Annotated in this window: 10 protein-coding genes and 1 pseudogene; 9 read left to right on the forward strand and 2 right to left on the reverse strand. The window is 65.7% G+C overall.

What is annotated here, in order from left to right:
* From AB0B25_RS15940 to AB0B25_RS15970, 7 genes are all read left to right on the forward strand, one after another.
* Entirely contained in the window at positions 1–900 is a 900-nt protein-coding gene (locus AB0B25_RS15940; RefSeq protein WP_357179321.1) for a universal stress protein, read from the forward strand.
* A 451-nt stretch (positions 901–1,351) separates the two neighbouring features.
* Entirely contained in the window at positions 1,352–2,995 is a 1,644-nt protein-coding gene (acsA, locus tag AB0B25_RS15945) for an acetate--CoA ligase (RefSeq protein ID WP_357179324.1), read from the forward strand.
* Entirely contained in the window at positions 2,992–3,999 is a 1,008-nt protein-coding gene (gene pdhA / locus AB0B25_RS15950) for a pyruvate dehydrogenase (acetyl-transferring) E1 component subunit alpha (RefSeq protein ID WP_357179327.1), read from the forward strand. Before acsA ends, pdhA begins: the two co-directional genes overlap by 4 nt.
* Complete coding sequence (locus AB0B25_RS15955) at positions 3,996–4,964, forward strand: pyruvate dehydrogenase complex E1 component subunit beta (protein ID WP_357179330.1); 969 nt, start codon at positions 3,996–3,998, stop codon at positions 4,962–4,964. Before pdhA ends, AB0B25_RS15955 begins: the two co-directional genes overlap by 4 nt.
* 1 nt (position 4,965) lies before the next feature.
* Positions 4,966–6,522: a 2-oxo acid dehydrogenase subunit E2 gene (locus tag AB0B25_RS15960; RefSeq protein ID WP_357179333.1), complete on the forward strand. Its 1,557-nt coding sequence runs from the start codon at positions 4,966–4,968 to the stop codon at positions 6,520–6,522.
* 5 nt (positions 6,523–6,527) lie between these two features.
* A complete protein-coding gene (locus tag AB0B25_RS15965) occupies positions 6,528–6,779 on the forward strand; it encodes a hypothetical protein (RefSeq protein ID WP_357179336.1) in 252 nt (83 codons plus the stop codon).
* Positions 6,780–7,977: 1,198 nt separating this feature from the next.
* A complete protein-coding gene (locus tag AB0B25_RS15970) occupies positions 7,978–8,955 on the forward strand; it encodes a 1-phosphofructokinase family hexose kinase (protein ID WP_357179338.1) in 978 nt (325 codons plus the stop codon).
* Positions 8,956–9,334: 379 nt separating this feature from the next.
* On the opposite strand, the gene AB0B25_RS15975 is transcribed toward AB0B25_RS15970, so the two are convergent.
* Positions 9,335–10,252 carry a universal stress protein gene (locus AB0B25_RS15975; RefSeq protein ID WP_357179341.1) on the reverse strand — a complete coding sequence of 306 codons (918 nt, stop codon included), beginning with the start codon at positions 10,250–10,252 and terminating at the stop codon, positions 9,335–9,337.
* 818 nt (positions 10,253–11,070) lie between these two features.
* Between AB0B25_RS15975 and AB0B25_RS15980 the strand changes: the two genes are divergently transcribed.
* Entirely contained in the window at positions 11,071–11,676 is a 606-nt protein-coding gene (locus AB0B25_RS15980; protein ID WP_357179343.1) for a hypothetical protein, read from the forward strand.
* A complete protein-coding gene (locus AB0B25_RS15985; RefSeq protein WP_357179345.1) occupies positions 11,670–12,569 on the forward strand; it encodes a universal stress protein in 900 nt (299 codons plus the stop codon). The genes AB0B25_RS15980 and AB0B25_RS15985 overlap by 7 nt, the downstream gene beginning before the upstream one ends.
* 293 nt (positions 12,570–12,862) lie before the next feature.
* Here AB0B25_RS15985 and AB0B25_RS15990 read toward each other — a convergent pair.
* Positions 12,863–13,962 (reverse strand): annotated as a pseudogene (locus tag AB0B25_RS15990) (IS630 family transposase).
* Positions 13,963–14,195: the final 233 nt, after the last annotated feature.

The following is a 14,195-nucleotide window of genomic DNA, read 5'->3' on the forward strand; positions in this document are numbered from 1 at the left end:
ATGACGGGGACTGCGATCGCACATGACCGGCAGCCCGATCATCTGATCGTTGCCGCTGTCGACGGGTCGGCCACCTCATACCACGCGGTGGCGTGGGCAGCAGTGGACGCAGCAGTGCATCGCTGTGGGCTGCACATCGTCACCTCCGCCGCCATCCGGTCCGGCATCGGTCTTGGTTCCGCGCTGACCGACGCCGATGTGCCGTGGGAGCGCAAGAACGGTGAGCGGGTACTGACCGATGCCACCCAGGTAGGCCGGACCGTAGCGTCCGGCGAGGCGCTGGCGATCAGCACCGAACTGATTTTCGAGCCGATCGTTCCCCACCTGATCGATTGCTCCCGACGGGCCAGAACACTAGTCGTCGGGAGCCGCGGGCTCGGAGCGTTCCTCCGCGGACTACTCGGCTCGGTCAGCACGGCGGTCTCCCGGCACGCACATTGCCCGGTCGCGGTCGTGCACTCGACTTCGGCGACCGATGCCTTCTCTTCGGGCAAACCGGTACTCGTTGGTGTGGACGGCACCGCCAACAGCGTGCCCGCCATCGAACTTGCTTTCGAGGAGGCTTCGCGACGCAAGGTGGGACTGATCGCACTGCACGCGTGGAGCGATGCCAGCGGAATCGACCTTGTACCCGGCTGGGATGCCGTACGGGAGCGGGAGGACGTGTTGCTCGCGGAAAATCTCGCCGGCTTCGGCGAACGCTACCCGGATGTGTCGGTGCGGCGGGTGCTGGTGCGCGATAGGCCGGTTCGGTCTCTGCTCGACCAATCGGAACATGCCCAGCTGCTCGTGGTGGGTAGCCACGGCCGTGGCGGGTTCACCGGCATGCTGCTCGGTTCCACCAGCGACGCATTGCTGCATTCGGTGGAGTGCCCGATGATTGTCGTGCGTCAGCGCTGAGCCGAGCCGGTGGCGCGGTCTGCCGAGTGGGTTCGCTGCGGCAGTCTATGTAGCACCCAGACCACGGCTAGCACACAGACCACGGCGTCGTTCACCGCGAAGCGGCAATCACCGGCCAGTGCACCGATTGCGACCATCGCCCGCGGCCCAGACCTTTGCCGGAACGTAGGGCCGCCTATGTGGCGCTATCGGCGTCATGACCCGGGAAACGACAGATGTCACTATCCACGATGGTCTTTGCGCCCTGTCGGTGAGCGGGTGTGCGTCGTTGGCTGGACTACGGAGGCCGCGATGCGAACTGTTAGCCATGACGTGCCAACACACTGGCAGCCGATCGAGAAGTCCCCCTCCGACCGCGCCGGGGCGAACCTGACCGATTATCGAATGTCCTGTCAAACATTCGATTGGGCAGCGGCGCGAGTCAGTGTGGCGGGGCTGCCCGGCGGGGGGAGTGAACATCGCCCACGAGACGGTCGACCGGCACCTGGGCACCCCGCTCGCGGACGCGATCGCATTGCGCTCACTGCGCGCGGCGGGTGGACGCTCCACCCTGACCTATGCCGACCTCGCCGCCACGAGCAACCGATTCGCGGGGGTGTTGCGCGGACTGGGAGTGCGCCCGGGCGAACGGGTGTGCATTCTGTTGGGCCGCACTCCCGAACTGTATGTGTCCGCGCTCGGCGCATGGAAGGCCGGGTGTGTGGTGTCGCCGCTGTTCTCGGCCTTCGGGCCGGAACCGGTGCGACAGCGCCTCGCCATCTCCGAGGCCACCGTGCTGGTGACCACAACGGACTTCTATCGACGCAAGGTCGCACCGATCCGCGACGGGCTACCGACACTGCGGCATGTGCTGGTCACTGACGCCGTCCCCGACGCCGAGCCGGCGGGCGGGACCATCGACTTGTCGCTGGCCATGGTCGCCGCCGAAGCCGATTTCCCGATCGTGCGCACCGGCCCAGAAGATCCGGCGCTGTTGTATTTCACCAGCGGAACGACCGGAAAGCCGAAAGGCGCGGTTCATGTGCACGGTGCGGTTCTCGCGCACCGGATCACCGCCCACTACGCGTTGGATCTGCGGCCGGGCGACGTGTTCTGGTGTACGGCGGACCCGGGCTGGGTGACCGGGATGTCGTACGGAGTGATCGCACCGCTGAGCCTGGGCGCCACCGTGATCAGCGACGAAGCCGATTTCGATGCCCGACGCTGGTACGACATCCTCACTGCGGAACGGGTTTCGGTGTGGTACACCGCGCCCACGGCACTACGCATGCTGATGCGCCGCGGCGACGAACTACCCCGCGGCACAGACCTGTCGGGCCTGAGGTTCGTGGCCAGCGTCGGCGAACCACTGAATCCCGAGGTAGTGGTGTGGGGCCAGCGGGTATTGGGCAGACCGGTGCACGACAATTGGTGGCAGACCGAGACCGGCGCGATCATGATCGCCAATCTCGCCGCGGAGGAGGTGCGGCCCGGCTCGATGGGACGGCCGCTGCCTGGCATCGAGGCCACGATCCTGCGCCGTGGACCGGATGGCCGAGCAGCGGACGTCGACGGGGCCGTTCGACACGCTGAGACCGACGAGGTGGGTGAACTCGCACTGCGGGCGGACTGGCCCTCGATGTTCCGCGGCTACTGGGGTGAAGCCAGCAGGTACGCGAAGGCATTCTGCGCCGGCTGGTATCTGTCCGGCGACTTGGCCCGCCGCGACGCCGATGGTTACTACTGGTTCGTCGGTCGAACCGACGACGTAATCAAGTCTGCTGGTCACCTCGTCGGGCCGTTCGAAGTCGAGAGCGTGCTGATGGCGCACCCGGCGGTGGCCGAGGTGGGCGTGATCGGCACACCGGATCCGGTCGCTGGTGAACTGGTGAAGGCGTTCGTGCTGCTGCGGCCGGAATACGCTCCCTCTGAACGGCTACGCGACGACCTGATCGTGTTCGGCCGGCGGGCCCTTGGTGCGGTAGCGCCCAAAGAGATCGCGTTCGCCGAAAACTTGCCGCACACCCGCAGCGGCAAGGTGATGCGACGACTGCTGAAGGCTCGTGAACTCGGATTGCCCGAAGGCGATCTATCGACCTTGGAAGGCACGCAATGACCGCCACCGAGCTGCCGGATCTGGTCGGTGATCGCGTGTCCCTCACTCCCACCGAGCGGGTCGAGTTGCTGCGGCAGATGATTCGTATCCGGCGGTTCGAGGAACGCTGTGTTCGGCTCTACAGCGCCGAGAAGATCCGCGGCTTCCTGCACCTGTACGTGGGCGAGGAGGCTGTAGCGGCCGGGCTGCTGCGTGAGATCGGGCCGGAGGACGCCGTTGTGTCGACTTATCGAGAGCACGGGCACGCGCTGGTCCGCGGCATTCCGATGTCCGAACTGATGTCCGAGATGTTCGGGCGGGCATCCGGATGCAGTGGCGGCCGGGGCGGTTCGATGCACCTGTTCGACGCCGGACGCCGCTTCTACGGCGGGAACGCGATCGTCGCCGGTGGGCTGCCGCTGGCGGTCGGACTCGCCTTGGCCGACGCCCTACAGAGCCGACCGGCTGTGACGGTATGCCTGTTCGGTGACGGCGCCGTCGCCGAGGGCGAATTCCACGAATGCCTGAATCTGGCCGCGCTGTGGCGGCTTCCGGTCTTGTTCGCGTGTGAGAACAACCGCTACGCGATGGGCACCGCGCTGCACCGCGAGCACGCGGTCACGGATCTGGCACTGCGCGCCGCGACCTACGGGCTGATGGCGTGGCCCGTCGACGGCATGGACTCGGAGGCAGTGGCGGCGGCCGCTCGGCGGGCGGTGCAGTCGATCCGGGGTGGGAGCGGACCTTGCTTCCTGGAAATGCGGACCTACCGGTTCCGCGCGCATTCGCTCTACGACGCCGACCGATATCGGGACAAAGCCGAGGTCGAACGATGGAAAGCGCGTGATCCCATCCCACGGCTGTCCACCGAACTGCGCGCGGCGGGAGAACTGGACGAGCAGGACCTGTCCGCCCTCGAGGCCGCCGCCGAGGCCGAACTCGACGATGCGATCGCCGAGGCTGAGGCGGGACCGCGCGAGCCGGTCGCCGATCTGACCCGTCACGTCTACGCGGAACGACCATGATCACCTACCGCGACGCGATGCGCGAAGCCCTGCGGGAAGCACTGGATCGTGACGGACGTGTATTCCTGATGGGCGAGGACGTCGGGGCCTATGGCGGCTGCTTCGGCGTGAGTCGTGGGCTGCTCGAGGAGTACGGCCCGCACCGGATCCGGGACACGCCATTGAGCGAATCGGCGTTCGTCGGTGCCGGAATCGGCGCGGCGCTGGGCGGTATGCGTCCCATCGTCGAAATCATGACCGGCAACTTCAGCTTGCTGGCGCTGGACCAAATTCTCAACAACGCAGCAACGTTGCGGCACATGTCCGGTGGTCAGCTCGGAGTGCCTTTGGTGATTCGGATGGCGACCGGCGCCGGCCGCCAGTTGGCTGCCCAGCATTCGCACAGCCTGGAAGCCTTCTACGCGCATATTCCGGGGCTTCGGGTGGTATCACCCGCCACCGTAGCCGATGCCCGCGGTATGTTGTGGACCGCGCTGCAGGATCCCGATCCGGTGGTGATCTTCGAAGCGATCGCGTTGTACAACAGCGAAGGCGAGCTGCCCCCGGACTCGGGTGCGGTCGACATAGACCGAGCGGTGCTGCGGCGAGCGGGAACCGATGTCACTGTTGTCGCTTCGGGAGGGACGCTGCCGATCGCCGAGTCGGCCGCCGAACGACTAGCCGGCGAGGGAATCTCCGCAGAGGTGATCGATCTGCGCAGCCTACGGCCGTTGGATGAGACCACGGTGCTCGAATCGGTGGCCCGTACGCACCGCCTGGTGATCGTTGACGAGGGTTGGCGCAGCGTCGGGATCGCGGCCGAAATCGCCGCCCGCGCGGCCGAACACGCGTACTACGAACTCGATGCCCCGATTGCCCGGGTGTGTACCGCAGAGGTGCCGATTCCGTACGCGCGGCAGTTGGAGGAGGCGGCGCTGCCGCAGCCGGAAGCCGTCGCCGCCGCGGTTCACAAGGCGGTGAGCTGACGTGGCCGAGTTCCGGATGCCGTCACTCGGTGCCGACATGGTCGAGGGCACACTGCTGCACTGGCACGTGCATTCCGGTGATCTGGTGCACAGAGGAGACGTCGTCGCCGAGGTGGACACCACCAAGGCAGCGATCGAAGTCGAATGCTTCGACGACGGCGTCGTCGGGACGATTCTCGTACCAGAAGGCACGACGGTACCGGTGGGCACTGCGCTGGCGACGATCGAAACAACCGTGGAGACGGATCGCCGCACCGGTGAAGGCGGGGCGACCGCAGAATCCGGACGCAGGGAGTCCGACACCGAGCCCGGTGAGCATCCTCGAGCTGAACCCGCGGCGGTCGAAAACGGGTGGCCGCCTCGCCTCGAACCGGCTTCCACCGCGCCGGCGCGGAACGCGAATAGTCCCAGGGACGGCGATCCGCGTGCGACGCCGCTGATTCGGCAGCTGGCCGCAGAGGCCGGAATAGATTTGGCGACACTGCATGGATCGGGGCCCGGCGGACGGATCGTGCGCGCAGATGTAGAGCACACGATCTCGGCCGGAGACCATGCTGGGCTGCATGGCCCTGGCGCCATCGCCGACCACGAGGTCGAAGTTTCTGCCAGCAGGACGACAATGCCTCACCAAGCAACTGCCGAACTCCAGAAGTCCGAAGCACCGTCGCGGCCAACGGATGTGGCGCGCGCCTCCGGGTATGCGCGTCGGCTGGCCGCCGAATCGGGAGTCGATTTATCGAGTATCCCGGGTACCGGACCTGCTGGTGCCGTACAGGCCAAGGACGTGCGTGCAGCAGGCTTCGATCGCGAAACGATTTCTCCAGCACAGAAATCCGCACACATCCAACCGGTCGGTGAGCCTGGTGAAAGAGCTTCCGAAGTACCGGAACGTGATCCGGTCGCCATCCGGAAATTGATCGCCGCGGCCATGACCCGTTCGAAGCGGACCGTGCCACACTACTACTTGTCGAGCACCTTCGATATGGATGCTGCGTTGCGCTGGCTGGCGGAGAAAAACCGGCGGGCGCCTGTTTCCGCCCGCATTTTGGCGGCGGCTCTGCTGCTGTGCGCCACAACACGGGCCGCGAAGACGGTATCGGAACTGAATGGACATTGGCTGGATGACGAGTTCCGACCAGCGTTAGCCGTCCATCTCGGGGTTGTGGTGTCGGTGCGCGGCAGTGGCATCATGGTGCCCACCATTCCAGACGCCGACACGCTGGCTCCGCCAGAGATGATGGACGCGATGCGCGGAGTGGTCACCCGGGCCCGCACGGCCAGACTACGGTCCTCGGACGCCATTCCGGCCACTATCACGGTGACCAATCTCGGCGACCAGGGCGTGGATTCGGTCTTCGGCGTGATCGCTGCGCCGCAGGTCGCGATCGTAGGCTTCGGCGCCATCTCCGACCACCCCTGTGCGGTGGGCGGACTTCTAGGAGTACGCCCGCAGCTGACCGCGACCCTCTCTGCTGATCATCGCGCCAGCGACGGCACGGTGGGTGCTCGCTTCCTCACCATTGTCTCCGAACTTCTTCAGAAGCCAGAGGAGTTGTGACCGTGATGCCCCGCACTATATCCCGCGAGATGGCCGAAGACATCGTCCGCGACGCGCTGCGAGGATTCGCCACCGAGGCCGAGATCGCGGCCCTCGGCGAAGACGAACCGCTGCGCAGCACTCTGGAACTGGACTCGATCGACTTTCTCACCTTTGTCGAGCGTCTCTCCGACGCGTGCCGCCGGGTCGAGGAGAGTGACTACCCCCGGCTCTCGACGATCCATTCCAGCGTCGATTTCCTCACCGAGGACCGCTGAGCGCCTGATGCGGCGGTTCGGCGACGGGGCATGGCTCTGACCTCATCGATTACCTCGACTCTTCGCACACCGTCGACGGCCTGCACCACCGGAATCGCCTCGACCGTTACCGGCATCACCGCTTCGACGGTGGCGGTCGTCATACTGGGACCAACTATTAGCGGATCGGATTCGGACAGCATGCCGACCACCCGGTCACGCTTGTCGACTATCGGGAGTACGGCGAAATCACGCCCGGTCAGCCTCACTCAACGGCGTTTCGGGCTGCATGTCACGACATGCCTGCTGAGGATGTCAGGTGTGCAGCGCAATCACCTCACCGATGGGTGCTCGTGGAGGGTGCCATCGTGCGACAGCGTCGGCCCGCGGCGTAACCGCGTTTCGGTCGCACGGACTCCGTACCTCGCGCCTCGTTGCGCAGACAGCGACACACGAGACCTCGTCCGAGGGCACATGTCCAGCGTGACCGAATGCGAAGTGATTTGTGCGCGACGTCCTACCCCCTGGCTCGGGAACAATACCCCCTGCGCCCGCGGCCTTGTGCAAAGTGCTGTCAGGTCACGGTGGCTACCGGAATGGTGACTTTCGCTTCTAGGACAGGACTGGCACCGAGCGAAGAATTCGAGTTATGGAACGAAGTGAATCGGCGAGCCCGCGGAAACGGAGTGACCACCTGGCACGAGGCACCGGGCTTGTGCCTCGGCAGTATTGGTGGCATTGCGGCCGCCGGGCGGACTACGCCAGACGATCAGCGAGCTTGCGGGCAACAGGGGCGACGATGGGCTGGCATATCAATTTCTCGGGTATACCGGGTCGGCGGACACCTTATCCGTGTAAAGGACACCATCGAGGACAGACCACTACGTGGTGCACGCAAAACCCCGGTGTCGATGCGGACAAAGACCGGGGTCTCCACGCAGGACGGGTGCTTGACCATCAGAGCCGATCACACCGTCCCCCTGCGCGGCGGCGCAAAACGAGGGCATCGACGTGAAGGGCGCCAAAGGCGTCCTGACCGTGACCGTCCCGATCGCTGGACAGCGGACCATCGCCAAGGACGCCGCGCACCAGCGGTGATGAGACGCAACCGATTGTCGCCCAGCGCCACACCGTACCGCTGGCGGTGGAAGTAGGCGGTCCAGAGGGTCGGCTTCGCTCCCCGCAGAGGCTGGATCAGGGCCGGTTCGAGGAGGATTCTATGGGTCCTATCGTTACCTTGACAATGAACCCTGCGGTCGATCTCTCGACCCAGGTCGACAGAGTCATGGCCGTCGACAAGATGCGTTGTGCGACTCCGCGATTCGATCCCGGTGGGGGAGGATTGAACGTCGCGCGCACTGTGGCCGCGCTCGGGCTGGAAGTCACAGCAGTGTTTCCCTCCGGTGGGCCCAACGGCTCGCGGCTCGAGCAGTTGGTGCGCGATGCGGGAGTGCCGGTGCGCCCGGTTCCGGTGGCCGAGTCGACACGGGAGAGTCTCGCGGTCACCGACGCCGCGACCGGAGAGCAGTACCGGTTCGTGTTTCCTGGTCCGCGGCTGACAAATCCGGAACAGCACTGCTGCTTGGTCGAGGTGGAGCGAGCGGTGCGCGGCGCGTCTTACCTCGTCGCCAGCGGAAGTCTGCCGCCGGGGGCGTCCCCGGACTTCTACCAGATCCTCACCGACCTGATGGGTGACCTGGGTATCCGAGTGGTGCTGGATACCTCGGGTGCCGCGCTGCGCGGGGTGCACCGCGGCGTGTACCTGATCAAGCCGAGCGTTCGGGAACTCGGTGACTACGTCGGTCACCTGCTGCCCGAGCGTGCGCAACAGCTGTCGGCGGCCCGCCGGCTGATCATCTCGGGGCTGACCGAGATCGTGCTGCTGTCTCTCGGTTCGGCTGGAGCGCTGGTGGTGACCCGAGAATCGCACGAGTGGTTCGGGCCGATCAGGGCGCGGGTGCGCAGCGGGATCGGCGCCGGTGACGCGATGGTCGGGGGTACCACCGTCGGGTTGGCCCGGGGATACGCATTGGCCGACGCGGTGCGCTTGGGTATTGCCGCCGCGACTGCGGCGCTTGCCACCCCAGGCACCGGTCCGGGACGGCGCGAGACCATCGCCGAGCTGTACCGGGAGCTCGGGCAGGCAGACGGATCCGATGGCGGCGTGGGCGAATTCGCGCAGCCGACAGCTCCCTAGCTGCCGTGGTGCCCCGCGTGGAAGGGTAGTGCCTCGATGAGTCGAGTGCGGACGGGAAATCGCCTGACGCTGGACCATCCTCATGCGCGCTGTGGAGGGTATTCCACGTCAGGTCGCCGAATTACCAGCGAGTACACCCGAACTTCCACCACAACTCATCGCCGACGCACCGACGGGTTGTCCAATGCGGTCGAGACTGCTGGGCCGAGCGGGTTGAGCGAGCAGTCGGAGTGGTGATCGCCGTTGCCCGGGCGCCCGCACGTCGACGCGCGTGCGGATGTGTCGCGATCTGTCTCGATGACGCTGCAGCCGCCCAGTGCACGCTGACGCGCAATGTCTACCCGCCAGACGAGTGGACCGTTGTAGTTGGGGACCGTGGTTATGCGGGGTGTGCGACCAGAACTGGGCAGTGGGCGTGCTGGACGAGGAAATTGCTGGTGGAGCCGAGCAGCAGTCCGGTGAAACCGCCGCGGCCGCGGCTGCCGACGACGATCAGCTGGGCGGACTTCGACCATTGCATCAGCAACCCGGTCGGCCCTGCCACGTGTACTTTGCGGGCGACGTGGACGTCGGGATACTTCTCCTGCCAACCTGCCAGGCGCTCGGCAAGGATCGCGTACTCGGCTTTCTCCAACTCGGTTGTGTCGAAGCCTGGGGTGGGTTTGCCGGCGAATTCGCCGAAGTCCCAGTCACTCCACGCATGCAGCGCGACCAGTTCGGCCCTGCGGTCGGCTGCCTCGGCGAATGCTGCGGCGATGGCGACCTCGCTCACCGCACTGCCATCGATACCGACCACGACCGGTCCGTCCCGGCGGATGTGCTGCTCGGTGCCGGTATCGCGGACCACCACGATCGAGCCGTGCCCGTGACTGGCAACCGCCAGCAGCGTGGAACCGAGGTGGGCGAAGGTACCCGCAGTGCCGGTGGCGCCGAGCACGACGAAATGCGCGGTTTTCGAGTGATGGATCAACACGCGGGCGGGGGAATCGTCGGAGACTTCAGTGGCGATGTCGAGCTCCGAGACGACGTCCCGGGCCAGCCTGGCCGAGTCGTCGACGATTTCCGTGCCACGGTGATGGGCGATTTCGATGGCCGAAGTGTCCATGACGTCATAGAAGCCGAGCACTGATTGCAGCGCGGCGATATCGAGACCATGCACTATGCGCAATGAACGGCCGCGCTGGGCGGCCACTTCGGCGGTCCAGCGGACGGCCAGATCGCTGCCCTCGGAGCCATCGACTCCAACGACCACGGGGGCCGTCGTCTGTAGATGCGGATTCTCGCGCTTCGTATCCATGTTGCTGTCCCTTCGGAATCGAGAAGTCGACTGCCATCTGTACGGTAGAAATCCTCGAACCGGATCGACTGCTGGCGTTGGTCCTGGTCTTGCGGGCCGAAAGACCGCAGGTCATCGCCGATGTGTAGGTTCGCGCCACGTCCCACGCAGGCGGCCTCGGCCGAGCCGATCTCAACGACGCTCGCATTCCGCGACCCTCCCTGCCGTTGGCGGCACGGCCTTGGGACGAGCGTGCCGAACTCGACGATGGAACGTGACCGAAGCCCCTTGACAGGGCCGGTGGATATCTGCAGACCGCCGCTCTGACCATGCTGCTCGGACAAGCCCGGTGCGCATTGCCTCAGCCACCATCTCGTCGACCGGTCCATATCCAGCGCGACGGCGTCGGGCGACCAGCAGCGTCCTCGCCTGGTCGAGTAGCTCGGAGCCGATCCGCGCCTTGCCGGCGGGAAGCACAGGCCGACGCCGTCGGTGCCGATCCGGTGTTACTTCGCCTGTGCGGGCGATTTCCTTGCGCATGTGGTCGTCGCACAGCAGCGCGGGACCCGGCCACAGTGGAAAGGTCCTCGCCACAGTCTATTTCCGGGTTCCGGGAAAATCGCCGATCAGATAAGGCGAGCCGTGACTCGCTCCGAACGGCGGTTCGCGACGAGTTGGCGAGGTGCGGCACCGTGTTGCCGATGGCGCGGGTCAAGCAGGATCTGCCCGACGAGCGAGCCCCTCGGCCCCACGAACGATGACCTTCTGCTCTGCCCGAGCACAGCCACGGGGGAGATGCTCGATTAGGGATGCACGCCATCGAGAAGAGGTGCCTGGCGATGTCCGATACCGAGACTATTCCGATCCTCGGGTGGTTGACGCGTCTGGCCCGCCTGTGGTCGCGGCGACCCTGGAGTTCCAATCCGCTGTTGCGCACGTCGGATCGCTGGGAGGGCGCCGTCATAGCCGTGGTCGTGCTGGCAGCCTTGATCGCAGTACCGATCGCGGGTGCGCTCGGGACCAGGACCTATATCGAGGTCGCCGCGCGAATTCGCGTGGAGAACGTGACGAAATCCGCAGTGACGGCCGTGATCACAGACGAACCGGTGCAAATCGGCCCATATCACATCGAGGCGACAACGCAGTGGAACCAGAACGGCCGGCCCGGTGACGCGCGGTTGCCGGTGCGGCGTGGGGCTCGGCCCGGCGATCACGTCACGGTCTGGATCGGGCCCGACGGTGCGCCCACCACCGAACCCCGTGACGGGGACGATGCGGCGATGGCGGGGATCGGCGCCGGTGTCGTTGCGCTGGCAGGTACCTGGCTCTGCGGCTGGTGCCTGGTGACTGGCGTCGGATGGTTGCTCGACCGGCGCCGCAGCGCCGCCTGGGCGAGCGAGTGGCGGCAGATGAGCCGTCCGGTCAGAGAGGACAGACCGTGGTAGGTGAAAGTGTTTCGCATTCAAAACAACTCAACTCCCCGATCCTCGTTGCCGTCGACGGCTCGGCCAGCTCCTATCAGGCGGCCGCTTGGGCCGCGGTCGAGGCGGCGCTGCACAGCTGCCCACTGCACATTCTCACCTCGATGGCGGTCCAGACCAGCTTCGGACCGGGGATGATGTTGAGCGAGGCAGATATCGGGTGGATGCGCGGAGAAGGGGAGCGGGTTCTTGCCGAAGCCACTCGAGTGGCGCACACGGCGGCGGGCGAAGACCCGGAGATAACCACCGAAATGACGTTCGAGCTGGTCATTCCGACACTGATCGAGCGTTCGACACAGGTGCGGATGCTGGTGGTCGGCAGCCGTGGCCTGGGTGCGTTCCAGCGTGGGCTGCTCGGGTCGGTCAGCACCGCGACCACCCATCATGCGCACTGCCCGGTCGCGGTAATCCATGGCATCTCGGCGATCGACGCGGTGTCCGCCATGCAACCGGTGCTGGTCGGTGTCGATGGAACCAGCAACAGCGTTCCCGCTGTCGAACTCGCGTTCGAGGAAGCCTCCCGCCGCAAGGTCGGTCTGATCGCCCTACACGCCTGGAGCGACACCAGCGGTCTCGACGTGCCGGTCCCGGGCTGGGATGCCGCCAAACAGTCGGCTGAAGCAGACCTCGCCGAGAGCCTCGCGGGCTGGGGCGAACGCTACCCAGATGTTCTGGTGCGGCGCAGAGTGGTGGCCGACCGACCGGTTCGCTCGATTCTCGACGAATCCGCGAACACCCAGCTCGTTGTCGTCGGCAGTCATGGCCGTGGCGGATTCGCCAGTATGCTGCTGGGCTCCACCAGCAATGCCCTGCTGCATTCGGCGGAGGTCCCGATGATTGTCGTCCGCTCACAATGAGCGGTGCTGCATGACGGTTGAGCGGTCGAGCTCGTACCACAGGCGAGCAGCAGTACCGGAATGGCAGCGGCGGCGATCAACCGAGCCCAGCAGGCTCGAAGCGTGGTGCCACCCCGCACCGCAGCGAACACCGGTGCCAGGGGTGTGCCATCCGCTCCGCCGACGCGCGCTGGCGACACCGGCTGGTACCAGGTTCCGGTTGCCCCCGACAGAATCCATCTAGGTTCTTTACCGATCTTCAAGTCAGCGGGGCATCTGGTCTACCTACCCCACGACCGCGCTCTAGTGCCGCATCAGGCAACGTTCGCCTTGTCTATGATCTGTCGTAGTCGTTGGTCGGTGGCGTGCTTGTTGCGCCAGATGATGTAGCGGCGGATCATGCTGGCCTGTTCTCGGCGGCTGGCGTGGTCGGTACCGTCCAGGGCGAAGTACCGCAGGGCGGTGAATTGGGCTTCGATGCGGTTGAGCCACGAGGAATTGGTTGGGGTGTAGGCGATTTCGACGTTGTTGACCTCGGCCCAATCGCCGACGCGGCTGTCGATGCGGGTGCTCAGATGCGGTGCGAAGTTGTCGCAGACGATGGCGATGGGCACATGCGGTGGGTGCAGAGTCCGCAGGTAGCGGCAGAATTCGAGGAACTGGGTGCGGGTCTTGCGTGGCTTGACGTGGCCATAGAGCTTGTCCGCTCGCAGGTCGAACGCGGCGAACAGGTGCCGCACGCCATGCGGCCGGTTGAAGGTGGCGCGCCGCCGCGGCCGAGGCCCCCTGTCGGGATCTTTGTGTTTGCCGCCGCGTTCGGCCCACTGCCTGCCCGGATGCGGTTGCAGATTCAGCGGTCCGAACTCATCGAGGCAGTAGATCACCCTCGGCTCGCCGTCGTCGGGTGCGACCTCGCCGTCAGCGATCGCGTAAAGGTGCTCGACGCGCGCCTTCTTGACCGCGTAGTCGGGATCGCGGGAGGTCTTCCAGGTCTTCACGCGTTGAAACGACACGCCCTCCTCTCGGAGCAGGACCCGAAGGCCCTCATGGCTGATGTCGTCGACCACCCCCTCGGCGACCAGGAAGTCGGCCAGCTTGGCCAGGCTCCAGGTCGAGAACGGCAGGCCGTGTTCGACCAGCGTGGACTTGGCGATCTTCTTGATCTCGCGACGCTCTGCCAGGGTGAATGCTTTCGGCCGCCCGCCCTTGTATTTCGGATACAGCGACGCGAATCCGTCGGTGTTGAAGTGAAGGTCACCTCGGCGATCCTGGCGACCGGCATACCCTGGCCCGACAGCAGCACAATCTGCGCACGCCGCCACGTCACCACCGACCCCGTGCCCCTGCGGATGATCCGCAGCAGCCTGCGGCCCTCGTCATCATCAAGCTCACGGACCCGAACTCGTTCTGCCACCCCGACAGCCTGAACCCACCACACGATCCACACAGGGATCTCCACCGGTGCGTCACCTACGAAACAGGGCAAAGGTTCCCGGACGCGGCACTAGTGTGTCGCGCCTGAAATCAGGCAAGTAAGTTGTTGATTAGTTTGGGGGTGTTGTCGGGTTGATTTTGGCGAGGTAGTCGGCGAGGGATTTCAGGATTTCGTCTGCGGTTTTGGTCCAGCGGAAGGGGCGCGGGTTGTCG

This window comes from Nocardia sp. NPDC049190, assembly GCF_040648115.1.
In the GTDB taxonomy this organism is placed as follows: domain Bacteria; phylum Actinomycetota; class Actinomycetes; order Mycobacteriales; family Mycobacteriaceae; genus Nocardia.

Excerpts from the sequence above, each read along its gene's own strand:
- AB0B25_RS15940 (WP_357179321.1), top strand. The coding sequence starts at position 1 with ATGACGGGGACTGCGATCGCACATGACCGGCAGCCCGATCATCTGATC.
- pdhA (WP_357179327.1), top strand. The coding sequence starts at position 2,992 with ATGACCGCCACCGAGCTGCCGGATCTGGTCGGTGATCGCGTGTCCCTC.
- AB0B25_RS15955 (WP_357179330.1), top strand. The coding sequence starts at position 3,996 with ATGATCACCTACCGCGACGCGATGCGCGAAGCCCTGCGGGAAGCACTG.
- AB0B25_RS15965 (WP_357179336.1), top strand. The coding sequence starts at position 6,528 with ATGCCCCGCACTATATCCCGCGAGATGGCCGAAGACATCGTCCGCGAC.
- AB0B25_RS15970 (WP_357179338.1), top strand. The coding sequence starts at position 7,978 with ATGGGTCCTATCGTTACCTTGACAATGAACCCTGCGGTCGATCTCTCG.
- AB0B25_RS15975 (WP_357179341.1), bottom strand. The coding sequence starts at position 10,252 with ATGGATACGAAGCGCGAGAATCCGCATCTACAGACGACGGCCCCCGTG.
- AB0B25_RS15980 (WP_357179343.1), top strand. The coding sequence starts at position 11,071 with ATGTCCGATACCGAGACTATTCCGATCCTCGGGTGGTTGACGCGTCTG.